This is a genomic window from Rhizobium oryzicola, from assembly GCF_030504645.1.
In the GTDB taxonomy this organism is placed as follows: Bacteria; Pseudomonadota; Alphaproteobacteria; order Rhizobiales; family Rhizobiaceae; genus Neorhizobium; species Neorhizobium oryzicola.
In genome coordinates, this window is sequence record NZ_JAUKWQ010000001.1 from 746,242 (window position 1) to 769,349 (window position 23,108).

22 protein-coding genes are annotated in these 23,108 nt (G+C 61.2%); 13 read left to right on the top strand and 9 right to left on the bottom strand.

Annotation, left to right across the window (positions count from 1 at the left end; genetic code table 11):
- Positions 1-95: 95 nt before the first annotated feature.
- The gene (locus tag Q2T52_RS03605) at positions 96-725 is read left to right on the top strand and encodes a hypothetical protein (RefSeq protein ID WP_302075299.1); all 630 of its coding nucleotides are present in this window, start codon (positions 96-98) and stop codon (positions 723-725) included.
- 2 nt (positions 726-727) lie between these two features.
- On the opposite strand, the gene Q2T52_RS03610 is transcribed toward Q2T52_RS03605, so the two are convergent.
- Positions 728-1,177, bottom strand: coding sequence for a nucleoside deaminase (locus tag Q2T52_RS03610; RefSeq protein ID WP_302075300.1), 450 nt, complete (start codon positions 1,175-1,177; stop codon positions 728-730).
- A gap of 157 nt (positions 1,178-1,334) precedes the next feature.
- Here Q2T52_RS03610 and Q2T52_RS03615 point away from each other — a divergent pair, with 157 nt between their 5' ends.
- Genes Q2T52_RS03615 through Q2T52_RS03625 form a run of 3 tightly spaced genes read left to right on the top strand, consistent with a single transcriptional unit; the run spans position 1,335 to position 4,801 of the window.
- Positions 1,335-3,332, top strand: coding sequence for a pseudouridine synthase (locus Q2T52_RS03615; protein WP_302075301.1), 1,998 nt, complete (start codon positions 1,335-1,337; stop codon positions 3,330-3,332).
- 5 nt (positions 3,333-3,337) lie between these two features.
- A complete protein-coding gene (gene rsmD / locus Q2T52_RS03620; RefSeq protein ID WP_302075302.1) occupies positions 3,338-3,898 on the top strand; it encodes a 16S rRNA (guanine(966)-N(2))-methyltransferase RsmD in 561 nt (186 codons plus the stop codon).
- Between the two features lie 9 nt (positions 3,899-3,907).
- The gene (locus tag Q2T52_RS03625) at positions 3,908-4,801 is read left to right on the top strand and encodes a patatin-like phospholipase family protein (protein ID WP_436799481.1); all 894 of its coding nucleotides are present in this window, start codon (positions 3,908-3,910) and stop codon (positions 4,799-4,801) included.
- Here the strand turns inward: Q2T52_RS03625 and Q2T52_RS03630 are convergent.
- Positions 4,793-6,586 carry a monovalent cation:proton antiporter-2 (CPA2) family protein gene (locus Q2T52_RS03630; RefSeq protein ID WP_302075304.1) on the bottom strand — a complete coding sequence of 598 codons (1,794 nt, stop codon included), beginning with the start codon at positions 6,584-6,586 and terminating at the stop codon, positions 4,793-4,795. The two genes, Q2T52_RS03625 and Q2T52_RS03630, sit on opposite strands and share 9 nt — an antisense overlap.
- 113 nt (positions 6,587-6,699) lie before the next feature.
- On the opposite strand from Q2T52_RS03630, the gene Q2T52_RS03635 reads away from it, so the two are divergent.
- The 6 genes from Q2T52_RS03635 (at position 6,700) to lpxK (ending at position 12,506) form a co-directional block, all read left to right on the top strand.
- Positions 6,700-8,046 (top strand): TldD/PmbA family protein, encoded by a 1,347-nt coding sequence (locus Q2T52_RS03635; RefSeq protein ID WP_302075305.1) that lies wholly within the window; start codon positions 6,700-6,702, stop codon positions 8,044-8,046.
- Positions 8,046-8,849: a 3'(2'),5'-bisphosphate nucleotidase CysQ gene (locus tag Q2T52_RS03640; protein WP_302075306.1), complete on the top strand. Its 804-nt coding sequence runs from the start codon at positions 8,046-8,048 to the stop codon at positions 8,847-8,849. The genes Q2T52_RS03635 and Q2T52_RS03640 overlap by 1 nt, the downstream gene beginning before the upstream one ends.
- Positions 8,850-8,907: 58 nt before the next feature.
- Positions 8,908-9,147: a DUF4170 domain-containing protein gene (locus Q2T52_RS03645; RefSeq protein ID WP_302075307.1), complete on the top strand. Its 240-nt coding sequence runs from the start codon at positions 8,908-8,910 to the stop codon at positions 9,145-9,147.
- 130 nt (positions 9,148-9,277) lie between these two features.
- On the top strand, positions 9,278-10,591 hold the full coding sequence (gene waaA / locus Q2T52_RS03650; RefSeq protein ID WP_302075308.1) for a lipid IV(A) 3-deoxy-D-manno-octulosonic acid transferase: 1,314 nt from the start codon (positions 9,278-9,280) through the stop codon (positions 10,589-10,591).
- Positions 10,592-10,593: 2 nt separating this feature from the next.
- Positions 10,594-11,325 carry an HAD family hydrolase gene (locus Q2T52_RS03655; protein WP_302075309.1) on the top strand — a complete coding sequence of 244 codons (732 nt, stop codon included), beginning with the start codon at positions 10,594-10,596 and terminating at the stop codon, positions 11,323-11,325.
- A gap of 149 nt (positions 11,326-11,474) precedes the next feature.
- Positions 11,475-12,506, top strand: coding sequence for a tetraacyldisaccharide 4'-kinase (gene lpxK / locus Q2T52_RS03660; protein WP_302075310.1), 1,032 nt, complete (start codon positions 11,475-11,477; stop codon positions 12,504-12,506).
- A 3-nt stretch (positions 12,507-12,509) separates the two neighbouring features.
- Here the strand turns inward: lpxK and Q2T52_RS03665 are convergent, their stop codons facing one another.
- Together Q2T52_RS03665 and mutL are read right to left on the bottom strand one after the other, a co-directional pair.
- Positions 12,510-12,743 (bottom strand): DUF2093 domain-containing protein, encoded by a 234-nt coding sequence (locus tag Q2T52_RS03665; protein ID WP_302076021.1) that lies wholly within the window; start codon positions 12,741-12,743, stop codon positions 12,510-12,512.
- 66 nt (positions 12,744-12,809) lie between these two features.
- Complete coding sequence (gene mutL / locus Q2T52_RS03670) at positions 12,810-14,648, bottom strand: DNA mismatch repair endonuclease MutL (RefSeq protein ID WP_302075311.1); 1,839 nt, start codon at positions 14,646-14,648, stop codon at positions 12,810-12,812.
- A gap of 291 nt (positions 14,649-14,939) precedes the next feature.
- Between mutL and Q2T52_RS03675 the strand changes: the two genes are divergently transcribed.
- Both Q2T52_RS03675 and Q2T52_RS03680 read left to right on the top strand, forming a co-directional pair.
- Positions 14,940-16,583 carry a response regulator gene (locus tag Q2T52_RS03675; protein WP_302075312.1) on the top strand — a complete coding sequence of 548 codons (1,644 nt, stop codon included), beginning with the start codon at positions 14,940-14,942 and terminating at the stop codon, positions 16,581-16,583.
- A gap of 113 nt (positions 16,584-16,696) precedes the next feature.
- A complete protein-coding gene (locus Q2T52_RS03680; protein WP_302075313.1) occupies positions 16,697-18,049 on the top strand; it encodes a putative bifunctional diguanylate cyclase/phosphodiesterase in 1,353 nt (450 codons plus the stop codon).
- A 70-nt stretch (positions 18,050-18,119) separates the two neighbouring features.
- On the opposite strand, the gene Q2T52_RS03685 is transcribed toward Q2T52_RS03680, so the two are convergent.
- The 5 genes from Q2T52_RS03685 to Q2T52_RS03705 form a co-directional block, all read right to left on the bottom strand.
- Positions 18,120-18,713 (bottom strand): PRC-barrel domain-containing protein, encoded by a 594-nt coding sequence (locus Q2T52_RS03685; protein WP_302075314.1) that lies wholly within the window; start codon positions 18,711-18,713, stop codon positions 18,120-18,122.
- A gap of 181 nt (positions 18,714-18,894) precedes the next feature.
- Entirely contained in the window at positions 18,895-19,782 is an 888-nt protein-coding gene (locus tag Q2T52_RS03690; protein WP_302075315.1) for an SMP-30/gluconolactonase/LRE family protein, read from the bottom strand.
- Entirely contained in the window at positions 19,779-20,417 is a 639-nt protein-coding gene (locus Q2T52_RS03695; protein ID WP_302075316.1) for a 2-dehydro-3-deoxy-6-phosphogalactonate aldolase, read from the bottom strand. Before Q2T52_RS03695 ends, Q2T52_RS03690 begins: the two co-directional genes overlap by 4 nt.
- A complete protein-coding gene (locus Q2T52_RS03700) occupies positions 20,414-21,349 on the bottom strand; it encodes a 2-dehydro-3-deoxygalactonokinase (protein WP_302075317.1) in 936 nt (311 codons plus the stop codon). Before Q2T52_RS03700 ends, Q2T52_RS03695 begins: the two co-directional genes overlap by 4 nt.
- Entirely contained in the window at positions 21,349-22,131 is a 783-nt protein-coding gene (locus tag Q2T52_RS03705) for an SDR family NAD(P)-dependent oxidoreductase (RefSeq protein WP_302075318.1), read from the bottom strand. The genes Q2T52_RS03700 and Q2T52_RS03705 overlap by 1 nt, the downstream gene beginning before the upstream one ends.
- A gap of 97 nt (positions 22,132-22,228) precedes the next feature.
- Between Q2T52_RS03705 and Q2T52_RS03710 the strand changes: the two genes are divergently transcribed.
- Positions 22,229-23,038 (top strand): IclR family transcriptional regulator, encoded by an 810-nt coding sequence (locus Q2T52_RS03710; RefSeq protein ID WP_302075319.1) that lies wholly within the window; start codon positions 22,229-22,231, stop codon positions 23,036-23,038.
- Positions 23,039-23,108 lie beyond the last annotated feature (70 nt).

Consider the following 23,108-nt stretch of genomic DNA (forward strand, 5'->3'; position numbering starts at 1 on the left):
ATCCGGTAAGTCTGCCTGAAATTGGCCGGAATTTTCGGCCAGTCCGAGTGCTGGTGTATCTTGCGCGCGGGACGGGCGCGTCTGGAAGGGTTCGTATGAAGACGATGCAGGCAATTCATGCAAGGTTCGGCATCATCGCCGTTGCCGTCGTGGCAATGGGCGGCCTCGCCGGCTGCGTATCCAGTCCGACCTACGGCACCAGCAAGACCGCTGCGGAGCAGCTGGTCGACGATCTAGGCGATTCCGTTTCTATCACCGGCAACAGCGACAAGCCTGCCGCCAAGTACAATCCGCGTCCTGCCCTGGTCGTCAACAAGAAGCAGGAAGGCACGCTGCCGCAGCCGCAGGGTTCTCTCGCCAGCCGCGACAATAACCCGAACTGGGCTGAGTCGCCGGAAGAAACCCGCGAACGTCTGCGCAACGAAGCCCAGGCCAATGAAAACAACCCGAACTATCGTTCGCCGCTGCTCGCCGGTAACGGCACGGCGGGCCAGCTGACCGAAACCCAGAAGTGGGAAGCCTTCCGTCAGGCCAAGGCTAATTCGGAAAATCCAGGCATTGCCGGCCAGCGCCGGAGTCTGACCGAGCCGCCGACCGCCTATCGCGTGGCCGATAGCAACGATCTCACCGATCTCGGCGAGCCGGAACTGAAGAAGGAACAACGCCGCAAGAAGGAAGCTGCCGCAGCCGGTAGCGATTCTTCCTGGTGGAAGCCTTTCCAATAAGATCAGCGTTTGTTGAGAAAGAAGTCGGTCAATATCTTGGCCGCCTCCGTTTCAGCCATGCCTGAATAGACATCCGGCGCATGATGGCAGGTGGGTTGGTTGAAGAAGCGCACGCCGCTTTCCACCGCACCGCCTTTCGGGTCTGCCGCGCCGTAATACAGCCTGCGAATGCGTGCAAACGAGATGGCCGCCGCGCACATGGTGCAGGGCTCCAGCGTCACATAGAGATCCGCGCCCGGCAATCGTTCCTGGCCAAGTGCCTCGCAGGCCATACGGATGACACGCATTTCCGCATGGGCGGTTGCGTCATTTCCCGCCCTGGTGAGGTTTCCGGCCCGCGCGATGATCTCGCCGTCCAGCACGAGAACGGCGCCAATAGGCACCTCGTCCGCCTCACCGGCGGCCCGGGCTTCAGTCAAAGCTTCGTCCATGAAACGATTTGTCCCGGTCATGCGGCGATTTCCTCTTAACCCCAAGGGCTCGAACTGGTAGGAACTCTTCAACTTGCGTCGTGCGATATGTTGCGCCGATGCAGCCAGATTTTAGTCCGTTAACACACGTATGTCCGCCACGTCTGGTGTCCGACACACGCCTCAGGCAAAACAACAAATGAGCTTCAAAGACAAGCCGAAGCGCGAAGGCGGCAAGCCTTTCGATCGCGATAGGAAGAAAACAGCCGCACCAAAGGAACGCAGCGAAATGCGTACCAAGGCCCCCCGCAAGGCGGATGTGGCAGCAGCGGGCGTGGCGGATGCAACGTCCAACAAGCCCGAACGTATCTCCAAGATCTTGGCGCGCGCCGGCATCGCCTCCCGCCGCGATGTGGAGCGGATGATCATGGAAGGCCGCGTGCGGCTGAATGGTCAGGTGCTGGAAACCCCCGTCGTCAACGCGACACTCTCCGATTCGATCGAAGTGGACGGTCAGCCGATCCGTGGCATCGAGCGTACGCGGCTGTGGCTTTACCACAAGCCCGCCGGTCTGGTGACCACCAATGCTGATCCGGAAGGTCGCCCCACCGTGTTCGACAACCTGCCGGACGAGTTGCCGCGCGTGATGTCGATCGGACGTCTCGATATCAATACCGAAGGCCTGCTGCTGCTCACCAATGACGGTGGCCTGTCGCGCGTTCTGGAACTGCCGACCACCGGCTGGCTGCGCCGCTATCGCGTGCGCGCCCATGGCGAGGTGAGCCAGGAGCAGCTGGACAAGCTGAAGGACGGGATTGCCGTCGACGGCGTGCTCTATGGCGCGATCGATGCAACGCTGGATCGCACGCAAGGCCACAACGTCTGGATCACCATGGGCCTTCGCGAAGGCAAGAACCGCGAGATCAAGAACGTGCTTGGCGCGCTCGGTCTCGACGTGAACCGCCTGATCCGCATCTCCTATGGCCCGTTCCAGCTCGGCGACCTGCCTGAAGGCCAGGTGGTGGAAGTGCGCGGCCGCATGCTGCGTGACCAGCTGGGTCCGCGTCTCATCGAAGAGGCCAAGGCCAATTTCGACGCGCCGATCTATAGCAATGCGCCGGCCGATGACGAAAAGCCACAGCCGCTGAAGCGCGCTGAAAAGCCATCTCGCGAAACCCGCTCTGGTGATCGCGACGACCGTCGCGGCAGTGCGCTCGACCGTCTCGACACCAAGCGTGGCGATGGCAAGCGCGAGAAACTTGGTTTCTCGAAGGGCGGCGCCAAGGGCAATGATCGCGGTGGTGACAAGCGCGGCGACAAGCGTTTTGGCGGCGGGGACGATCGCAAGTTCGGCGATGACCGTCCGAAGCGTCCGGCAATGGGCACCAGCCGCACCGCCAATGTGTGGATGGCGCCTGGCGCACGTCCGACCGTTGACGGCAAGGGCAAGCAGTCCGCCCGCGCCGAGGCCGAACGCCTGTTTTCCAAGGCACCGGAGGAGAATACGCGCCGCGTAACCGTCAACCGCGTCGAGGATGACGGCGAGTGGATCCGTTCCGAAAGCCCGATCCGGCGGCCCGGTGAAGAGGCATCCGAAGGCTTTGGCCGTCGCGGTGATCGCTTCGAGCGTGGTGACCGTGGGGATCGCGCACCGCGCGGCGATAGAGGCGATCGCGGAGATCGCGCACCGCGCGGGGATCGTCCTGATCGTGGCGAGCGTCGTGAAAAGCCGGCCTTTGCGCGTGGCGAACGTTCGGAGCGCAGTGAGCGTCCGGATCGCGGTCCGCGTGATGAGGCTCGCAAGGTGTTCGGCAAGGGCTTTGGCAAGGATGGTGGACGTGGAGAGCGCGGTGGCGAAGGTCGCAGCGGTGAACGCCCCTCTGGCGAACGTGGCCGCTCCTTTGGTGAACGCCCTTCCGGCGAGCGCCCCGCCGGTGACAAGCCGCGCGGTGCAAGGTCTTTCGGTGACCGTGACGGCGGCGGCAAGAGCGGTGGGGGCAAGGGCTTTGGCGGCAAGAGCTTCGGTGAGAAGCGCTTCAGCGGCGACAAGGCGCGTTCCGGTCCCGGCGGCGGCAAGGGTGGCCCCTCGCGCGGTGGTCCGTCGCGCGGCGGCAAGCCCTCAGGCGGTGGTGGCGGCGGTAGTCGCGGTCCGGGCGGTGGTGCCCGCTCTGGTCGTCCGAGAACTCCGAAGGGCTGAGCATCATGCGGATTGTCGGCGGTGAATTTCGCGGCCGCACGCTGGCTGCGCCCAAAACCAACGCGATCCGGCCGACCATCGACCGGACGCGCGAAAGCCTGTTCAACATCATCGGTCACGTCTATCCGGACGCGATTGACGGAACCCGCGTGATCGATCTTTTTGCCGGCACCGGTGCGGTGGGGCTGGAGGCCCTGTCGCGCGGCTGCCGCAGCGCGCTCTTCGTGGAAAACGGCGTCGAAGGCCGCAGCATCCTCTGGGAAAACATCGAGAGCCTCGGCCTGCATGGCCGCGCCCGCATTCTTCGGCGTGATGCCACCAAGCTCGGTCCTGTCGGAACCATGGAGCCCTGCCATTTCCTCTTCGCCGATCCGCCCTATGGTAATGGGCTGGGCGAGCAGGCATTGCTGGCAGCCCACACGGGAGGCTGGCTTGTTCCGGGCGCTCTCGTGGTGCTGGAAGAGCGGGCGGATGTAGAGCCGGTCGTCGATCCGGTCTTTCAACATCTGGAGCACCGCGTCTTCGGCGATACGCGGGTCGAGTTCTATCGCTATAAGCCTGCGTAAGGAAATCGCATGTCCCCCCAACTTTCGCTTCAAGAGGCCGATCGGAAATCTGGAAGCGGAATGCCTCGGGTGGCTGTGGCCTTTGGCGGCGGCGGTGCGCGCGGCATCGCCCATATTGCGGTCATCGAGGCGCTCGATGAACTGGGCATTCGCCCGGTTGCGATCTCCGGCTCCTCCATCGGCGCCATCATGGGGGCGGGCATGGCAAGCGGCATGCGCGGCCGCGAGATCCGTGACTACACCATCGATACCGTCGGTAACCGCGCCTCTGTGCTGAACCGCATGTGGAGCCTCGGCCCCGCCAGCATGCGCGACATCATGGGTGGCTTTCGGCTGGGCCATTTCAATCTCGAACACATCCTCAAAGCCTTCCTGCCTGAAGTCGTGCCGCAGGATTTTGCCGATCTGCTGATCCCGCTGAAGATCGCGGTGACGGATTATTACGGCCAGTCAGAGGTCATGCTGGAGGAGGGGGATCTGCGGTCGGCGATTGCAGCCTCAGCCGCCATTCCCGGCCTGTTCATGCCAGTGCGTATCCATGGCCGCATCATGGTGGATGGCGGCATCTACAATGCCATCCCTTACGAACATCTGCTTGATGATGCCGATATCGTCATTGCCGTCGATGTCATCGGTGCGCCGGAAGGCGATGGCACGCATCCGCCAAGCCGGTTTGACAGCGTGTTCGGCGCCAGCCAGTTGATGATGCAGGCGGCGATCGCGCTGAAGATGAAACTGCATCCACCGCATATCTTCCTGCGTCCCGCCATCAATCGTTTCGGCGTGCTGGATTTCCTCAAAGCCCGCGAAATCCTTGATGAGGCGGAGCCGATCAAGGACGAGTTGAAGCGCGGGCTGGAGGACGTATTGAAGACGTTGGAAGCCGAAACCGCCTCAGCTTGAGACTGCTTCTTCCTCCTGCGGCACCGGACGCTTCGGTTTTATCAGCGGTTCCGGCTTGACCGGGCGGTTGTGCAGCATGTCGCGACCGGCCGTGAAACCTTCTGCCGCCTGGATCTGCAACCGTTTCTCGTCGCGCTTGCGAATGTCGTCGCCGATGATGGCTGCTTCGGTTTCGCTGAGCCCCAGGGCCTCCAGCGTCTTCATGCCGAACAGAAGGCCGGATTCCAGGGTTTCGCGAAGCTCGTAATCCACTTGCTTAGCCCTGAGTGCAATCGTGTGGATGCGGTCATAGGAGCGGACGAAGAGGCTCGCCTGCGGAAACTCCTCCCGCACCATGTCGACGATCCGGTCCGTCACCTCCCGCTTTTGAGTGCAGACGGCAACGATCTTAGCTCGCTCGATACCCGCTGCGACAAGGACGTCACGCCGTGTGCCGTCGCCGAAATAGATGCGGAATCCGAAGGATGCCGCCTGGCGGATGCGATCCGGGTTGTCGTCGATGATGGTAACATCGGTGCCGCCGGCCAGCAGGATCTGCGCCGCGATCTGCCCGAAGCGCGAGAAGCCCACCATCAGCACATCGGCGCCCGCACCTTCGAAATCCTCGGGGATCTCCTCGCGCTTTTCCTCGCGCACCAGGAAGCGGCGGGAGAGGGCAGCGCCGATCGGGGTCAACGCCATCGAAAGCGTCACGCCTGCAATCAGCAGCGAAGCGGCACTTGGGGAGAGAAGGCCCGCCGCCATGGCTGTCGTAAACAGCACGAAGCCGAATTCACCGCCCTGCGGCAGCAGGAAGGCGATGGACGCCGCATCCTCCTTGTTCGATCCCCACAGCCGGCAGAGAACATAGATGAGGGCTGCCTTGACGATCATGAACAGGGGCACGCCGATCACGATGATCAGAAGATTGTCGAGGATAGCCTTGAGGTCAAGCGACAGGCCGACAGCCATGAAGAACAGCGCCAGAAGCAGGCCGCGGAACGGCTCGATATCGGCCTCCAACTCGTGGCGGTAGGAGGATTCGGCCAGCATGATGCCTGCCAGGAAGGCGCCCATGGCCATGGAAAGACCGACGGCTTGCATGGCCGCCGCCGCACCCAGAACCAGCAGCAGTGCCGCCGCCAGCATCACCTCGCGCGCACCGGTGCGGGCGATCACGGAGAAGATCGGCGTCAGTAGGAAGCGTCCGATGAAGATCATCACGGCAACGGCCAGCACCGCAATGCCGGCGTCACGCAGCATGGAGGCGCTGTCGGCATTGGCACCGCCGCCGAGCACGGTGATCAGCGCCAGCAGCGGAACGATGGCGAGATCCTGGAACAGGAGGATCGAAAAGGAACGCCTGCCATATTCGCTGTTCGTGTCGCCGGTATCATCCAGAATCTGCAGAGCAAACGCGGTGGAGGAAAGCGACAAGCCGAAGCCCGCAATGATGGCTCCCTGCCAGCCCGCGATACCGCTGACATAGGCCAATCCGGTGAGGGCAAGGCCGGACAGGACGACCTGTGCTGTGCCGAGCACGAAAATGTCGCCGCGCATCTGCCACAGGCGCGAGAGCTTCAACTCCAGCCCGATGATGAAGAGCAGGAAGACCACACCCAGTTCTGAAACGCGCAGTACCTCTTCCGCGTCATTGATCAGGCGCATGATCGGCCCGATCACGATGCCGGCCGCGAGATAACCGAGAACGGTACCAAGACCCAGCCGTTTGAAGATCGGGGCAGCCACCACGGCGCCACCGAGCAGCAGAAGCGTTTCGTTGAAAAGGGGATCCGGGGTTGCCATCAAACCTCGCCTGTTATGGGATGCAGCAAGCGGCGTGATGGAAGAATCACCCTGTCGCCCTTGATGCTTTTCTGAGTGCACAATACATGGGTTCCGAATGAAAGGCGCCAAGCATGTCATCTTCAATTGATTCGGAATCCCTTCTTTCTCGCGCAAGCGAGCTGATCAGTCTTGCAAAAAAGGCGGGCGCCGATCAGGCCGATGCCGTGGTGGTGCGTTCGCGCTCGCGTTCGGTCAGTGTGCGCCTCGGCAAGGTGGAGGGAACGGAAGCCTCCGAAAGCGATGATTTCGCGTTGCGCGTCTTTGTCGGAAACCGCGTCGCCAGCGTCTCGGCCAATCCGGGCTTCGACCTCTCTGCATTGGCGGAACGTGCGGTTGCCATGGCCAAGGTCTCGCCGGAAGATCCCTTCGCCTGCCTGGCGGATGAGCGGGATATCGCCCGCAACTACCCCGATCTCGATCTCTTCGATCCGTCGGAGCTTTCCACCGAAGCCATGACCGAGGCGGCGCTTGCGATGGAAGAGGCCGCACTTTCTGTCAACGGGGTTACCAATTCGTCAGGGGCTGGTGCATCGGCCGGTTTCGGCGGTTTGGTGCTGGTCACCTCACATGGCTTTTCCGGCAGCTATCTCGCCAGCCGCTTTGGTCGGTCCGTCAGCGTGATCGCGGGCGAAGGCACCAAGATGGAGCGGGACTATGATTATGACAGCCGCCTCTATCTCGCCGATCTCGATGACGCCGCAGATATCGGCCGTCGAGCTGGTGAGAGGGTGGTGAAGCGTTTGAACCCGCGTCAGGTCGAAACGGGCAGCAATGTTACCGTCGTCTTCGATCCGCGCGTGGCGCGCGGCTTCGTCGGCCATATCGCTGGCGCAATCAATGGCGCCTCCGTTGCCCGCAAGACCAGTTTCCTGCGCGACAAGATGGGGCAGCAGGTTCTGAAAGCCGGTCTAAACATTACCGACGATCCGCTCATCGTGCGCGGTTCGTCGTCACGGCCATTCGATGGCGAGGGCGTGAGAGGCGAGCGCATGGTGATGATTGAGGATGGTGTGCTGAAGCACTGGTTCCTCTCCACCTCTACCGCGCGCGAACTCGGCCTTTCCACCAATGGCCGCGGCGTGCGCGGCGGTACGCAGGTAACACCGGCCTCGACCAATCTGGCGCTGGAACCGGGCGATATCGCGCCCGAGGATCTGATCCGCAGCATTGGCAACGGCTTCTATGTCACGGAACTGATCGGCCAGGGCGTCAACATGATCACCGGCGAGTATAGCCGGGGTGCGACGGGCTTCTGGATCGAGAATGGCGAACTGGCCTATCCAGTTTCAGAGGTCACGATCGCATCGAACCTGAAGGACATGTTCATGCGTGTGACGCCGGCCAATGACATCGACCGCAGCTATGGCGTGGCGGCACCGACCCTTGCCATTGAAGGCATGACGCTGGCAGGTCGTTGATGGTGGAAGGCAGCGGTGATCGCGACTGGAGTGACGATCTGGCCCTCATCCGCCAGGCGGCGCGGGAAGCTGGCGAGATCGCGCTTGGCTTCTTTGGCAACGCGCCGGAAGTGTGGTGGAAGAACGAGGGCCGCTCTCCGGTCAGCGCCGCCGATTTTGCGGCCAACGACCGTCTGCAATCCATCCTTCTCAAGGCCAGGCCAGACTATGGCTGGCTTTCTGAAGAGACCGACGACGATAGTGCCCGGCTGAAGGCCGACACAGTGTTCGTGATCGATCCGATCGATGGCACGCGCGCCTTCATCGCGCGGGAAAAGACCTGGTGCGTCAGCGTCGCCGTTGTCCATAAGGGTGCGCCCGTCGCGGGCGTTCTCTTCGCGCCGGCGCTGGAAGAAGAGTTCACCGCTGTTCTGGGCGGCACCGCCTTCAAGAACGCACAACCGATCTCGGTCGCGCCGGAAAGGCCAGGCGAACTCAGGCAGATTGCGGTCGCCGAGGATATGCTGGTACGCTTTCCGAAAGGCGTGCGTGAAACCCTGCAACGCATCCGTCATGTGCCATCGCTCGCTTACCGATTGGCCATGGTGGCGGATGGCCGGATCGATGGCACGGTCGTCAAGCGCAACTCCCATGACTGGGATCTCGCCGCCGCCGATCTCATCCTTGCCTGTGCCGGAGGTCGGCTAACGGATCTGGATGGCAATCGCCTTGTCTATAATCGTGCCGATGTGAAACACGGGGTCCTGTGCGGCGCATCTGAACATGTGTTGGAAAGCCTGGTTGCGGCACTGACCTCGGGTTGACCTTTCCCCCGGAATGCCGCAGGAAAGCCTTGCGGAGGAGAAGGTAAGGAAATTGGCGATGACGGACTCGACAGAAAACAAACAGCTTCTTCACCTGGTCTTCGGCGGCGAATTGGAGAGCCTGCAGAGCGTGCGCTTCAAGGATCTTACCGCGCTTGATATCGTCGGCATCTTTCCGGATTACGCCAGCGCGCTGGTGGCCTGGAAGGGCAAGGCGCAAGCGACCGTCGACAACGCCCAGATGCGCTATTTCATCGTGCACATGCATCGCCTGCTGGACCCGGATCAGAAAGCCTGATCAACTGGGTCAACTTTTAGATCCCTTTTGCGGGGCCTGTTTTTGACGCATTTCTGGCGCAAAAGCGCGACTTCTTGAGTGAGGCGGTTGCCTGGAGGATGCTGGTGTATTTCGAACGGGAGCGGACGCAGTGAGTAACGGCTTGGCGCGCATGGCCTTGCTCGGATACCGCGTCGCCGGCATCTGCGCCTATCCTTTGGCCAGCCCCTATCTCACCTATCGCGCCTTCAAGGGCAAGGAAGAGCGCCAGCGGCGCATGGAGCGCTTCGGTTATCCAAGCGCCCCGCGCCCGCGCGGCCCGCTGATCTGGGTGCATGCGGCAAGCGTCGGCGAAACGCTGGCGGTCATCCCGATGATCCGCGAGTTGTTGCGACGGGAAATCCATATCCTGCTCACCACAGGCACGGTGACGTCTGCGAGTCTCGTTCGTCAACGGCTCGGGGATGAAGTCATCCACCAATATGTCCCGCTGGATGTGAAATTCCCGATCAAGCGCTTCATCGCTTACTGGCGGCCGGATGCGGCAATTACCGCCGAATCCGAAATCTGGCCAACGACGGTTGCGGAACTCGCACGCCGGCAGATCCCGCAGATCCGGGTCAATGCCCGCATCTCGGACCGCTCCTTTGCGCGCTGGAGCAGCCATCCCTCGATCGCCGAACTGCTGTTCGGCAAGCTGGCGCTGGTCGTTGCTCGCGATGATGTGGATGCGGAGCGTTTCCGCGATCTCGGTGCCTGGCCGGTGGTTACCTCAGGCAATCTGAAGGGCGATACAGACCCGCCGCCTTGCGACCAGCAGGAGGTCGATCGCTATCTGGCGCAGATCGGTTCTCGGCGCACCTGGGCGGCGATCTGCACCTTCGAGGGTGAAGAGGAAGCGGCTGCTTTCGTGCATCGTGCACTGAAGCCGCGCGACGAACAGCTGACGATCATCGTTCCCCGCCACCCCGAGCGTGGCGATCAGATCGAGACCATGCTGAAGGAAAAGGGCTTGGTTGTCGCCCGTCGCTCCCGTGGGGATGCGATCACCGCGGAAACGGATATCTTCCTCGGCGATACGATCGGAGAAATGGGCCTTTACCTGAGGCTGACGGATATTTCCTTCGTCGGGCGTTCACTGACAGCCGAAGGCGGGCAGAACCCGCTCGAATCCACCATGCTGGGCTGCGCTGTGCTGAGCGGACCCAATGTGCAGAATTTCCGCGATACCTATCTGCATCTCGTGCGCAAGGGTGGCGCGCGGATGATCCGCGATACGGAAATGCTGGCCAAGGCCGTGCATTACCTGATGACCAACGAGGTTGCCCGCCGCAAGATGATCGACAGCGGCGAAGAGGCCATCCAGGATCTGCGCGGCGCCTTGTCCATCACACTTAAGGCGTTGGAACCCTATATCAATCCGCTCACTGTTTCGGCGCGTTTGCGTCCCGCCAATGCAGGATGACCATGCGGCAGATTGATCTCACCCGGATCGCTGGGCTCCTGTTCGACAAGGACGGAACCCTCTTGCGCTATGATGAGAGCTGGGGGCCGGTCAACCGCGAGTGCGCGCGCATTGCCGCAGCCGGCGGCGGACCGGAGCTGGAGGCGAAGCTGCTTCTCGCCTGCGGCATGGACCCCGTATCGGGCCTGACCCGGGCCGACAGCCTGTTTGCCGCGGGCACGGCCGCACAGATTGCGGCAGGCATGGTCGCGGCCGGTTCTCCACTCTCTGCCGATGCGCTGACGGTGGAATTCGATGCGCTCTTTGTGCGCGCCACGGAATATTCCGTGCCGGTGACGGATCTCGCTGGCTTCTTTGCGCGGCTGAAGGAGCGGGGTTTCCGTCTCGGCGTCGCCTCCAGCGATAACGAACAGTCCATTCGTGAAACCGCGGCTCGATTCGGCTTCATCGCCCATCTGGATTTCATTGCCGGTTATGACAGCGGTCATGGCTGCAAGCCGTCGCCGGGCATGGTCCACGGCTTCTGCGCGGCGGTGGGTCTTGAGCCGGATCAGGTGGCCATGGTGGGCGACAACAACCACGATCTTCACATGGGCGCCAGCGCCGGTGTCGGTCTCAATGTCGCGGTCCTGACGGGCACGGGTTCGCTGGAGACGCTGCAGGCTGCCGCCGATGTGGTGCTGGATGATATCACCGCGCTTGAGACCTTGCTGCCGGTCCATCAAACCGCTTAAGCAGGTTGTGGAAAAGTGTTCACGGTTTTCCGATAAGAACCTGCTTCAAAACAACAGGTTAAGCAGACGAAGCGTTGGCGTGCCAAAGAAAGTCTGCTTAACTGGCATTTCCATTTCAAGGCTTCGACAGGGCAAAACCGGGAGGGTTCATGGTTTCCGACGCGCCTCCCTTCTGGTGGACCAAAGCCGACTGGCGCGCCTGGGCGCTTTCCCCATTTTCCTTTCTCTATGGCCGCATCGCTGGGCGACGCATGACGCGGGCCGTGCGTCCTTCCGTGCCGGTGCCGGTCCTTTGCATCGGTAACTTCACGGTGGGTGGTGCCGGTAAGACGCCGACGGCGCTGGCCATGGCCAGGGCGGCCAAGGCTATGGGCTTGCGCCCCGGTTTTCTCAGTCGCGGCTATGGCGGCAGCCTCGATGTCACGACGGTCGTCGATCCCGCGCATCACCGTGCCGATGCGGTGGGCGACGAGCCGCTGCTGCTCGCCACCGAGGCGCTAACCGTTATCTCCCGCCGCAGGCTTGAAGGTGCCAGGCGGTTGGTGGAGGAGGGGGCGGACATCATCATCATGGATGATGGTTTCCAGAGTGCGCGGCTGGCTATCGATTACGCGCTTGTCGTCGTGGATAGTCATCGCGGCATCGGTAACGGTCATGTGGTACCGGCTGGTCCCGTACGTGCGCCTCTTGCTGTGCAGATGCGGCAGATGTCCGCGCTGCTGAAAGTGGGCGAGGGCGATGCGGCGGACCCTTTGGTTCGGCAGGCGGCGCGGGCGGGAAGGCAGGTTCTGGTGGCAAGGCTTCTGCCGCGGCACGACGCGACCCTGCAAGGTGCCCGGGTACTGGCCTTTGCGGGCATCGCCGATCCCGGCAAGTTCTATCGCACCCTTCGATCGCTCGGCGCAGAGATCGTGGCAGAGCGGGGCTTTCCCGATCATCATTACTTCGCCGAGGATGAGATTGCCGCCCTGATCGCGGATGCGGAGCAGCAGGGGCTGCAACTCGTCACCACGGCCAAGGATGCAGCGCGGTTGCGCGGCCATCACGGTGCCGCGGAAGCGCTTTTATCCCGCACGCGGATTGTCGATGTCGACATGCTGTTCGATGATCCGCAGGCACCGGCAGCCATTCTGGAAGCGGCGATCAAGGCCTGCAAGACGAGGCTGCTGAAGAAATCCTGAGCCTTAGTCGCGCTTCTGGTTGGGCAGAATGCCGGCGTGCTTGTCCGCTTCCAGTGAGGAAGCCGCATCCGCATAGGGTTCCTGGCGAGCAACGCTCCAGTATTTCAGCTCGTCCACCGGAATGGGCGTGCCCGTCATGGCGCAGGTGACGTAGGATCCTGCCTGCAGGATCTGATAGTCCCCGTCGAGATAGCGGATCTTGGCCTCACGGTTTCCACCTCCCTCGAAACGGTTCATCATCCTGCGTCTCCTGTCGAATGTCATGATTATGCTTTAGAGCGCGGCACACGGAAAAGCCAGCCATCAACTGCGCCCGAACAGCCTCTCGATATCAGTCAGCTTCAGTTCGATATAGGTTGGCCTGCCGTGATTGCATTGGCCGGAGCCGGGTGTCGCTTCCATTTCACGCAGCAATGCATTCATCTCTTCAGGCCTGAGCCTCCGTCCGGAACGCACGGAGCCATGGCAGGCCATGGTGGCGGCCAGATGTTCCAGCCGCGTCTTCAATCCGTCCGCCGTGTTCCACTCGCCGATCTCGTCGGCCAGATCGCGGATCAGAGCTGTGGTGTCAACTTCGCCCAGCATGGCCGGCGTTTCGCGCACGGCAACCGCACCGGGGCCGAAACGCTCTAGAACGAGGCCCAGACGCTCCAGTTGAGACGCGTGGCTGGCCAACCGATCGCAATCCTCTTCGGGCAGGTCGATGATGTCGGGGATCAGCAGAACCTGCGAAGGAAGGCGCTCCGCATCCAGTGCCTTGCGCATCTTCTCGAAGACGAGGCGTTCGTGGGCGGCGTGCTGATCGACAATGACCAGCCCGTTTTCCGTCTGGGCAACGATGTAGTTCTCATGAAGCTGAGCGCGCGCGGCACCCAGCGGAAACTGGCTGGTGGCATCGGGAGCGGCTGGCGCCGGCTGAGGCGAGACCTCGGGGGGAGGCTCCGCCCGCGCTGTTGGGGTCGCGAAGCTATCGAAGGCCGATTGGCGGGCTTCGGAAAAGCCGGAACCGGTCGCAGCGGCAAAAGGTCGGAATGGAGAACGTTCCGCGGTCCAGTTCGCAGCCGGTGCGGAGCGCAGGGGCGACGCCGTCGGGTTCGGCGAAAAGCCGGGGCGAAAGGCGCGCATGAGCCCGTCCGCGCTCGTCGTCGATCCCCGATCACCTTCGCGGGCAAGCGCCTGGCGCACCGCGCCGACAATCAGCCCGCGCACCAGACCAGGATCACGAAAGCGCACATCCGCCTTGGCCGGATGCACGTTCACATCCACTAATGCCGGATCGAGCTGGATCGACAGCACCGCCACCGGATAGCGTCCGGACGGGATCGTCTCGGCATAGGCGCCGCGCAACGCCGAGAGGATCAGTTTGTCCTGCACCGGACGCCCGTTGACGAAGGCATATTGATGGGCGGAATTGCCGCGGTGAAAGGTCGGCACGCCCGCATAACCGGTCAGTTGAATGTCTTCCCGCTCGGCATCCAGTTCAATGGCATTGTCCTTGAAATCCGCGCCCAGCACCTGTGCCATGCGGGTGAGGGGATCATCGACGGCTGCGGGAAATTCCAGCGTTGAGCGATCCGAGCCTGAGAGCACGAAGCGCACATGCGGGAAGGCAATTGCCATGCGCTTGACCACTTCGGTGATGGCTGCCGCCTCCGCCTTCTCCGTCTTCAGGAATTTCAGCCGCGCAGGTGTCGCAAAGAAGATGTCGCGCACCTCGACCACCGTGCCGGTATTGGCCGCCGCCGGACGCACGCTCGACACCTTGCCGCCCGTAACGGAAATTTCCGCACCCGTTTCCGCGCCGGGGCGCCGCGTGGTGATGGAAAGCTTGGCAACCGAGCCGATCGAGGGAAGTGCCTCGCCGCGAAAGCCGAGCGTGCGGATATCATCCAGCGTATCCGAGATCTTGGAAGTGCAATGGCGCTTCACCGCCAGCTCCAGATCGTTTGGCGTCATGCCGCCGCCATTGTCGCTGATTCGGATCAGGCTCTTGCCGCCGCCGGCTGTCGCTATCTCAATACGCGTTGCACCCGCATCGATGGCGTTTTCGATCAACTCCTTGGCAGCACTGGCCGGCCGCTCGATGACCTCACCGGCGGCAATCTGGTTGATCAGGGTCTCTGGAAGCTGCTTGACGAACATGTCGCTTCTTACGTCGTTTCGCACCCGTTTGAAAAGCTGAGTGCTGATGCGATTCCTAGGGTGGATTATTAAGTCCAACTTAACAGAAAGCGGCTATTGCTCCAGAGCGAGAATTATCGCCCCAAACCTACACATCCGTCGGTGCACGGGTGTGCAGAAATCGTATGAACCGGAGCAGAATTGGGCAAGTCAGGATCTTGCCTTCGGAAGGACGCGGACGATGACACCGGCACGATCAAGAAAGCCGGCTCCGCCAGAGTGGGGTCGATTGCATCAGCGGAATGGGCTGTGATGAGCGATCTCGCGCATTCGGATGGCATGTCTCAGTCCGGCCTGCTGGAGATCATTTCCGACGCGATTTCCGGTGCCTTGCTCATCTACGACCGCAACGACACCATCGTCTTCGCCAGCAATCATCTACGCCATTTCCTGCACGCCCTTCCGGTCAATCCATGTGCCGGCACGCGGTTGCGTGACTTCTTCGGCTTTCTCTATGACCACGGTGGCTATTTTCCAGAGGATACCGAGCGTAAGGCCCGCCCGACGGTCAGCCGCGAAGACTGGATCGCGGGCGAAATTGCAGCACTCTGGAAAGAGCGATCCGAAGCTGTAGAGCGACGGGGCGTCGACCGTTGGATGAGCCTGTCGCGTCGCCGTATGCCATCCGGATACGGAATTTGCGTCATTCGCGATGTGTCCGAGCACAAGAAGCGCGAGGATCAATGGCGCGCTGACCTCGAACGCGTTCAGGTAACGGAAGAAATCCTCGACAACCTGCCGTTCCCGGTATCCGTCAAGGATCGCAAGCTTGCCTGCGTTGCCGTCAACAAGGCCATGTGTGATCTCCACGGGCTGGACCGCGAAGATGTTCTGGCGCGTCGCGTCGGCGAGGCCCTGCGGGAACCTGTGCCGTCCGCCTGTGATATCGCAGACCGCGAGGTTCTCGAAACCGGCATGCCAGCGACGCAGGCAGAGTTGATAATTTACCCGGATGGGCGCCGCGAAACCTTCCTCACGCGCCGCTACCGGATCGGTAAGCCGGGTCGCTATTTTGTCGTCACGATCATGGAAGATGTCAGCGCCGTCGCAGATATTGTGCGCACCGCGCAACCGGTCGTGATCGATCAGCGGACTGCCAAGACGAGCCCTGTTCGCCAGAGCCATGATATTCAGCCGGACAGCGGGTCGCACATCGCCGGTCGGCGTGTTCTCATCGTCACAGAAGATTACGATGCCGAGCGTGAAAGCCTGACGCTTCTGACGAAAATGGACATGGATGCCTCGTCCGTTCGCAGTGTGATGGAACTCGAGGCCTTCCTCTCGCTGGCGCAGGATGCATCCATCGCCATTGATCTGATGATCATTGATAGCCTGATGGATGTGCAATGCCTGGAAATTGCCGACCGCTTTGGCATTTCCTACGTTGTGCTGGAAGGCGTGCGGATGCGGGAAGATCTGGCGCCGGCTGTCATGCACCATTTCCGCTATCCTGCCGACCAAGGGAGCATAGCGGACGAGGATTGGCAGATCGACCCGGTTACATCGCTTGATGTTCTCGTCGCGGAAGATAATCCGGTCAACCAGATCGTGTTTTCCCAGATCCTCGATGGTCTTGGCTATCGTTACGCCATCGCATCCGATGGCGAGGAGGCGGTGCGCCTTTGGCAGGAGCACAAGCCTTCCATCATCCTGATGGATATCACGCTTCCTCGTCTCAACGGTTTTGAAGCGGCACAGCGTATCCGCAGTCTGGAGGAGCGGGCGGGAGCGACACCAATCATCGGCGTGCTGTCTCCGGCGGTGGAAGGCGATCGCGCCGCTTGCCATGCTGCCGGTATGAACGATGTGGTGATGAAGCCTTTGAGTCCGGATACGCTGGAAGATAAGTTCCGGCTTTATCTTCATCGCCCGCAAGCATTTCAACGCACGGCTTGAACTTGCACTTTCACTCTAAGTTATTGACGAAATTCATGTGTCTCTGCCCTGTATACTTTTTTAATGTTTAGGTCGCATTCTGACCAAAACTCGAAGAATGCGCAGGACACCTCATGACGACGACGGATCGTCCGTTGCCACAAGTCAGTCAGAATGAACTCCAGGCGATGGCGTATCGGGATCCGCTGACGGGTCTGGGAAACCGCTATCGCCTGCGTGACAAGGTGCGCGCTGTTGCCACCGAGCGCGCCGACGATCCCGCACCCTTCACCATCGGTATCGCCAACCTCGACGGCTTCAAGCCGATCAACGATCTGTTCGGCTCCGCAGCCGGCGACGAAATTCTGTGTCAGGTTGCCCACCGTCTGAAAGCCTGCATTCCCGATGGGGCAACGGTGACCCGCCACGATGGCGATGAGTTCGCATTCCTGCTACCGCTGATTTTTGAAAAGACGAGTGCCGAGCGGTTGGGCCAGATGATCAAGGAAGTGCTGTCGGCACCCTACGATCTCGGCGATCGCAATGTGCGGCTCTCTGCCTCCTTCGGCTTTGCCATTTACCCCTTCGCGGGCGAGGAATTCGAAGACCTGTTGAAGAGCGCGGAAACGGCGCTCTACCGCTCCAAGCGGCGTGGCCGCGGCCAGATCACGGTCTATTCCCGCGAGATTGCGCAGGAGATGAAGCGTGCGACGCAGCTCGAACAGGCGCTGCGCAATGCCATTATTGCCGATGCGGTGGATGTTCACTTCCAGCCGATCGTGCGCATTCGCGATGGTGCGGTGCTTGGCTTCGAGGCCTTGGCACGCTGGAACGATGCCGACCTCGGTTTCGTATCGCCTGCCATCTTCGTGCCGCTGGCAGAAGAGCGCGGTTTCATCGATGCCCTTTCGGAAGCGCTGCTTCGCAAGGCGGCCGAAGCGGCCCTTGCCTGGCCGCGGGATATGTTCCTGTCCTTCAATCTTTCATCGGCGCAGTTGATGGATCCGGGCACAGCGCTGTCGATCCTCTCGACGCTCAGCCGCGTCGGTCTTGATCCCTCACGCGTCGAGCTTGAGATCACCGAAACGGCTGTTATGAGCAGCGCCGACACCGCGCAGCGGATCATCAACGATCTCCGGCGTGTTGGTATTCGCATTTCACTGGATGATTTCGGCACCGGCCAGTCCAGCCTTGGGCGCTTGCGCGACTTCACCTTTGACAAGGTGAAGATCGACCGGGCCTTTGTGTCACAAATCACGACTGACCGTGCATCGGAACATATCGTCAAGGCGATCGTGGCCATGTGCGAAGGGCTGGATCTTCAGGTCGTGGCAGAAGGCATCGAGACGTCGGCCGATGCTGCGAAGTTGAAAGAACTCGGCTGCAGCATGGGGCAAGGCTACCTTTACGGAAGACCTATCGATGCGCAGGCAACACTCGCTTATCTGCAGGGGTGCAAGCGCGCCACGGAAGCGCATACGGCATAAAGGGACGGCACTTTCGTGCCGCCCCTTTTTTGGCTTAGAGACAACGCGTCCCTCGTTCCAGAGAATGCCCTTACGGGCGGTTCGTCGTCGACGGGGTAGTAGCGCTGCCACCTGCCGGTGCCATAGTGCCATTCGTGGAAGAGGTCGTCGTGCGGTCAGTGCTGTTGTTCGACTGCGCCGTCTGGTCATCCAGCGTCTTGAATTCCGGAGCGGACTTCAGTGCCTCGGCCGTCTCGGTCGTGGTCAGGCGAAGCTTGTTGCCATCCTCACGGTTCACCGTGATCTTATCCATTGGCACTGCGACATCCTTTTCGCCCAGGCCGAGGAAGCCGCCAACGCCGACAACTGCAGCGACGATGCCGCCATTTTGCTCAAGGATCAGATCCTTGACGTTGCCGATGCTCTTGTTCTCACCGTTGTAGATGCCTTGACCGATATAGTCATTGGCGCTGATCTGGGTGGGAGTCTGCTGAGTCAGATACGAACCGGAAGCCGCACCCATGGTGCTTGCAGCACCCGAAGCGCCGGTCGAGTGGTTCATCGGAGCCTGGGTGGCCGGAGATGCGGGGCTAGCCGGTGCAGTGGTCTGTGCCAGTGCCGGTGCGACTGCGGCGGAAGCCATCAGAACTGCGGCCGCTGCCATGCTGCTAAGGGTCTTCTTCATCTGGAACCTTCCTTCCTTTCAGGTTGTCCGAAGCGTGATTTTCAGAGTGATCACCACGCTGGTCCGATGAAGAAATGGTTGGCTAGAGGAATGGTTCCGGATATTTATGCCAAAAAAATAGGCGAAATATGCCGGAACCTATTCGTCATTTGCAGGTTCGGAAACCCGCTCAAAATCCCCCTTACAGCAAATAAGCGGGTTCGAAGCGGCCTTTCACGGAAATACCGAGATCGAAGGTAAAGCCGCATTGCGGATCGGCGGCACGCTCTGCTTCGTCCGCACCTTCCCATGCCGTGGTCACGAACAGCCGGTCGGCATTTTTGCCGAAGAAGGCCGGGCAGGAGGTGCGCTTTGTGGGCAGGTTGTAGCGTGCGAGATGCTTGCCCTCCGGCGAATAGCAATCGACCGCACTGGCACCCCAACGCGCGTTCCAGACATTGCCTTCCGCATCGCAGACGGAACCATCCGATCCACCCGGTTGGCCGCTGTTGTCGATGAAGACGGATGCCTCGCCTGTCGGTAGCCCCGTCGTCGCATCAAGTGACACGCGCATGATACGGTTGACCCGCGTATCCACGTAGTAGCCGATCCCACCATCTGGCGAGAAGCAGATGGAATTCGGAATGCTGATGCCGCCGAACAGGCGCGTCACCTTGCCCTTTGTCACGTGATAGATGGAGCCTGCACCATCTTCCGCCTTGCGGCCCATGGTGCCGATCCAGAGGCTGCCGGACGGATGTACCCGTCCGTCATTGGAACGGTTGCCAGGCTTGTCGGCTTCGAGCTTCACATAGGGTTCGAAGCTGCCATCCGCCGTGTTGCGAATGAAGAGCCCCTGATCGGTTGCGAGAAGCTGGCGGTCAGCGTCGATGCGCGCCAGAACGCTGGCGAGGAAGGGCAGGTCGTGAACCTTCAGCTCACCGGTTGCAACATTCAGCTCGTGCAGTTCGCGGCCCAGAATATTGAACCACCAGGCGGTATCCGTGTGCGGATCATAGGTGGGGCCTTCCCCCAGCTCACAGGAGCGGGAGGAGAGGATCTTCCCCTGGAAGGGATGGGGGTGGGTCATTTGCCGGCTCCAATGGCAAGATCATAGGCTTCGATCGTCTTGACGCCACGTTCGCGGACTTCAGCCGCCGTCATACCAGGCTTGTAGAGGCTGGAGCCGAGGCCGAAAGCGGAGATGCCCCCGCGCACATACTCGCCAAAATTGGCATCCGATACGCCGCCAACGGCTGCGATGATCAGTTCCGGCGGCAGAACGGCGCGGATGGCGTTGATGCCCGAAGGGCCGAGTACGCTCGCGGGGAAGAATTTCAACCCCGTTGCGCCGGCGCGCGCAGCAGCCAGCGCTTCCGTGGCGGTAAAGACGCCGGGCAGCGTCACCATTCCCTTGGCGGCGGCGGCTTCAATAACGGCGGGTTCGACATTCGGGCTGACCATCAACCGACCACCTGCAGCTTCCAGCGAATTTACCTGCTCAACCGTCAGCACGGTGCCAGCGCCGATCAGGCAATCGGCCGGAGCGAGGCGCACCGCAATCTCGATCGAGCGGAACGGGTCCGGCGAATTGAGCGGAATTTCAATCGCCGTGAAGCCGGTCTCGATGAGAGCGCCGACGACGCCTTCCGTTTCTTCCGGCTTCAAGCCGCGAAGAATGGCCACCAAAGGCCGTTGCATCTTTGGAAATGGAACGCGGGTCATGCGCTTGTCCTTGCATCACTGAAAAAAAGAGATTGTGCGGCGGCCGCCAGACCGCCACGAACGGCCACGTCGGCATCAATGGTCTCGAAGGCAAGCCCGAGAGCTTGGAAAGCTGCCTCGTAAAGAGCTTGGAGACTACCGGACGCCACGAGATGGATATGGGTGTCAGCACCGGCATTCGCCAACCCGCCTGCCATCTCCGCACCGATCAAGGTACCGGAAAGACGAGCGGCAGCGCTTGTCGAATCCAGCCCATGCAACAGCTGGCCCGAGCGCACGGTGAAAAACAGATTGGTCAGCATCTGCGGCTTCTGCCGCGCTGTCAGAACGGCCTGTCGAAAAGCCGGATGGCTGCCGTCGAAACGTTCGGCCCCCTCGATCGTATGCTTGAGAATGGAGTTCTTAGAGATGACGTCGAACAGTTCGCCGGTCATGAAGGTGGAGAAGCCGGAAACCTTGTCTCCGCTGACATTCACCCACTTGGAATGCGTGCCGGGCATGCAAACGACGCGCTCGCCGGAAGCGCCGGGTCCAAGCGCACCCAACAGCTGCGTTTCCTCTCCGCGCATCACATCCGGCGCATCCTGGGCGCGCTGGGCAATGCCGGGCAGGATCTTCACCGTCCAAGCCGCCGAGGGAACATTGACGGCACCGGAAAGGACGGCGGAAAGGCGCGCCGGGGCGTCCACATATCCTGCTTCCACCCAGCCCTGGCGGGCACCCGCCATGCCGCAGACGATCACCGGAAGCTCTGCCGGTGCCTGCAACTCCTGCAGATGCGCGCCGAGAACCTTGTTGAAGCCGACCGTTGCGGCCGTCGTCATGCCTTCGCCGCTGCGCCGTTCCGCCAGCACCTTGTCCTCGGCATCCATCAGCCAAACGCGAAAGCTGCTTGTGCCCCAGTCCACCGCCACATAGGCCGGTTGCGTCATCAGAGAACTCCTCCGTCTACAGTTATCCATTGGGCCGTCATGCCCGCCGAAGCGCGGGATGCGAGAAACAGGCAGGGCCCCAAGACATCCTCTGCCGTCAGGCTGCGCTTCAGGCATTGCCGGTCCACCATGGCCGCAATGCCTTCATCTGTCAGCCACAGTCGCTTCTGCCGTTCCGTCACGATCATGCCCGGCAGGATGGCATTCACCCGCACGCCGTCTGGTCCAAGCCGGCCGGCAAGGCTTTTGGTGAGACCCAGAATGCCGGCTTTCGCGGTCGTATAGCTTGGCATGCCGCCCATATTCAGCATGAAGGAAATCGAAGAGAAATTAACGATGGCGCCATGCCCGTCAGCAATCAGATAAGGTGCTGCCGCCTGCGCGCAGAAGAACATCTGCTTGAGGTTGATCGTCTGGTTTGCATCCCAGATCTCCTCGGTCACTTCAAGAAATTCATGACGGTCATCAAGGGCGGCATTGTTGACGAGGACCCCGAGGCCGCCGAGATGGGATGCCGCTTCGCCAATCGCTGCCTTTGCCGCATCCATGTCACGCAAATCGGCATGCAGGAAAAGCGGGCGGTGGATCGCGTCAGCAGAGAGGCGCTCTACCAGCGAAAGGCTTGCCTCTTCATTGATGTCAATGAAGGCGACCTTGGCACCAGCTCGTACGAAACCCTCAGTCAAAGCCGCGCCTATCCCTGATCCTCCGCCGGTAATCACCACGCCACGGCCAGACAAATCGGCAAAACCTAAGGGCAAGGCCGTCACGCTTTCCTCCATTAGTTCCACTATTCGGAACTGAGTTTGACTATGTGGAATAACGTGACTAACATGCTCCCGAAGTCAAGCGCATTTGCATGAAACATAAGGTCACGCTTTGAGCAGCAAAGAGGACGAAAAGGCCCCGGAGATCGACAAGCTTGCCGATACTGGTACGCTGGGCAAGGCGATTGCGCTTCTTGATCTTGTGACGCGTGCGCCTGAACCTCTGCGCTTTACCGACATACTCAAGCTGACCGGCCTCCCGCGCGGCAGCCTGCACCGGCAATTGCGGCATCTGGTACTGGAGGGGCTTCTGGATGACAGTCCGGATGGCACCTATGGTCCGGGTCTGCGGTTGCTGGAGTTTGCCTCGCGCGCCTGGGCCAAGAGCAGTTTTCGAGAGGTTGCAGCGCCGCACCTCCTGCGCCTGCATCAGCAGACGGGAGAAACAGTTCACCTCGGTGTGTTGCGCGGCCATGAGATCATCTATCTGGACAAGGTCGAAGGCCGGCAGGCGTTGCGCCTCCATTCACAAATCGGCAAGGCATCTCCCGTTTATTGCACCGGCATCGGCAAGGCAGCGCTTTCCGTTGTCAGTGATGAACTCCGGGCAGAAATCCTTTCGGCGCTTTGCTTCGAGCCGTTCACGCCCGGCACCCACAAGGACGTAGCTGCCTTGCTGGAGGATTTGCAGAAAATCAAATCCGCAGGGTTCGCTTTCGACATGGAGGAGCATGAAATCGGCATTCGTTGCGTCGCCGCGCCGATTAGCTCCAATGACGCGGCATTCGCCTCCGGAATTTCGATCACTGCACCTGCTTTCCGGGCCAGTCCAGAACAGCTCAAGGCCTGGGCTCCATTGGTTCTTGAAGCCGCACATGCCATTCAATTGGATATTCCTCGGCGACTAGGCCCCGCCAAATAAATTTGACTGCAATTTTCCAGTTGGAAAGCTTGGGGCAAGACGTGTTTGCGAACCTGAAAACAGATCAGTT

What these genes read in the sequence shown, in the direction of transcription:
- Q2T52_RS03605 (WP_302075299.1), top strand. Translation starts at nt 96, where the DNA reads ATGAAGACGATGCAGGCAATTCATGCAAGGTTCGGCATCATCGCCGTT.
- Q2T52_RS03610 (WP_302075300.1), bottom strand. Translation starts at nt 1,177, where the DNA reads ATGACCGGGACAAATCGTTTCATGGACGAAGCTTTGACTGAAGCCCGG.
- Q2T52_RS03615 (WP_302075301.1), top strand. Translation starts at nt 1,335, where the DNA reads ATGAGCTTCAAAGACAAGCCGAAGCGCGAAGGCGGCAAGCCTTTCGAT.
- rsmD (WP_302075302.1), top strand. Translation starts at nt 3,338, where the DNA reads ATGCGGATTGTCGGCGGTGAATTTCGCGGCCGCACGCTGGCTGCGCCC.
- Q2T52_RS03625 (WP_436799481.1), top strand. Translation starts at nt 3,908, where the DNA reads ATGTCCCCCCAACTTTCGCTTCAAGAGGCCGATCGGAAATCTGGAAGC.
- Q2T52_RS03630 (WP_302075304.1), bottom strand. Translation starts at nt 6,586, where the DNA reads ATGGCAACCCCGGATCCCCTTTTCAACGAAACGCTTCTGCTGCTCGGT.
- Q2T52_RS03635 (WP_302075305.1), top strand. Translation starts at nt 6,700, where the DNA reads ATGTCATCTTCAATTGATTCGGAATCCCTTCTTTCTCGCGCAAGCGAG.
- Q2T52_RS03640 (WP_302075306.1), top strand. Translation starts at nt 8,046, where the DNA reads ATGGTGGAAGGCAGCGGTGATCGCGACTGGAGTGACGATCTGGCCCTC.
- Q2T52_RS03645 (WP_302075307.1), top strand. Translation starts at nt 8,908, where the DNA reads ATGACGGACTCGACAGAAAACAAACAGCTTCTTCACCTGGTCTTCGGC.
- Q2T52_RS03655 (WP_302075309.1), top strand. Translation starts at nt 10,594, where the DNA reads ATGCGGCAGATTGATCTCACCCGGATCGCTGGGCTCCTGTTCGACAAG.
- lpxK (WP_302075310.1), top strand. Translation starts at nt 11,475, where the DNA reads ATGGTTTCCGACGCGCCTCCCTTCTGGTGGACCAAAGCCGACTGGCGC.
- Q2T52_RS03665 (WP_302076021.1), bottom strand. Translation starts at nt 12,743, where the DNA reads ATGAACCGTTTCGAGGGAGGTGGAAACCGTGAGGCCAAGATCCGCTAT.
- mutL (WP_302075311.1), bottom strand. Translation starts at nt 14,648, where the DNA reads ATGTTCGTCAAGCAGCTTCCAGAGACCCTGATCAACCAGATTGCCGCC.
- Q2T52_RS03675 (WP_302075312.1), top strand. Translation starts at nt 14,940, where the DNA reads ATGAGCGATCTCGCGCATTCGGATGGCATGTCTCAGTCCGGCCTGCTG.
- Q2T52_RS03680 (WP_302075313.1), top strand. Translation starts at nt 16,697, where the DNA reads ATGACGACGACGGATCGTCCGTTGCCACAAGTCAGTCAGAATGAACTC.
- Q2T52_RS03685 (WP_302075314.1), bottom strand. Translation starts at nt 18,713, where the DNA reads ATGAAGAAGACCCTTAGCAGCATGGCAGCGGCCGCAGTTCTGATGGCT.
- Q2T52_RS03690 (WP_302075315.1), bottom strand. Translation starts at nt 19,782, where the DNA reads ATGACCCACCCCCATCCCTTCCAGGGGAAGATCCTCTCCTCCCGCTCC.
- Q2T52_RS03695 (WP_302075316.1), bottom strand. Translation starts at nt 20,417, where the DNA reads ATGACCCGCGTTCCATTTCCAAAGATGCAACGGCCTTTGGTGGCCATT.
- Q2T52_RS03700 (WP_302075317.1), bottom strand. Translation starts at nt 21,349, where the DNA reads ATGACGCAACCGGCCTATGTGGCGGTGGACTGGGGCACAAGCAGCTTT.
- Q2T52_RS03705 (WP_302075318.1), bottom strand. Translation starts at nt 22,131, where the DNA reads ATGGAGGAAAGCGTGACGGCCTTGCCCTTAGGTTTTGCCGATTTGTCT.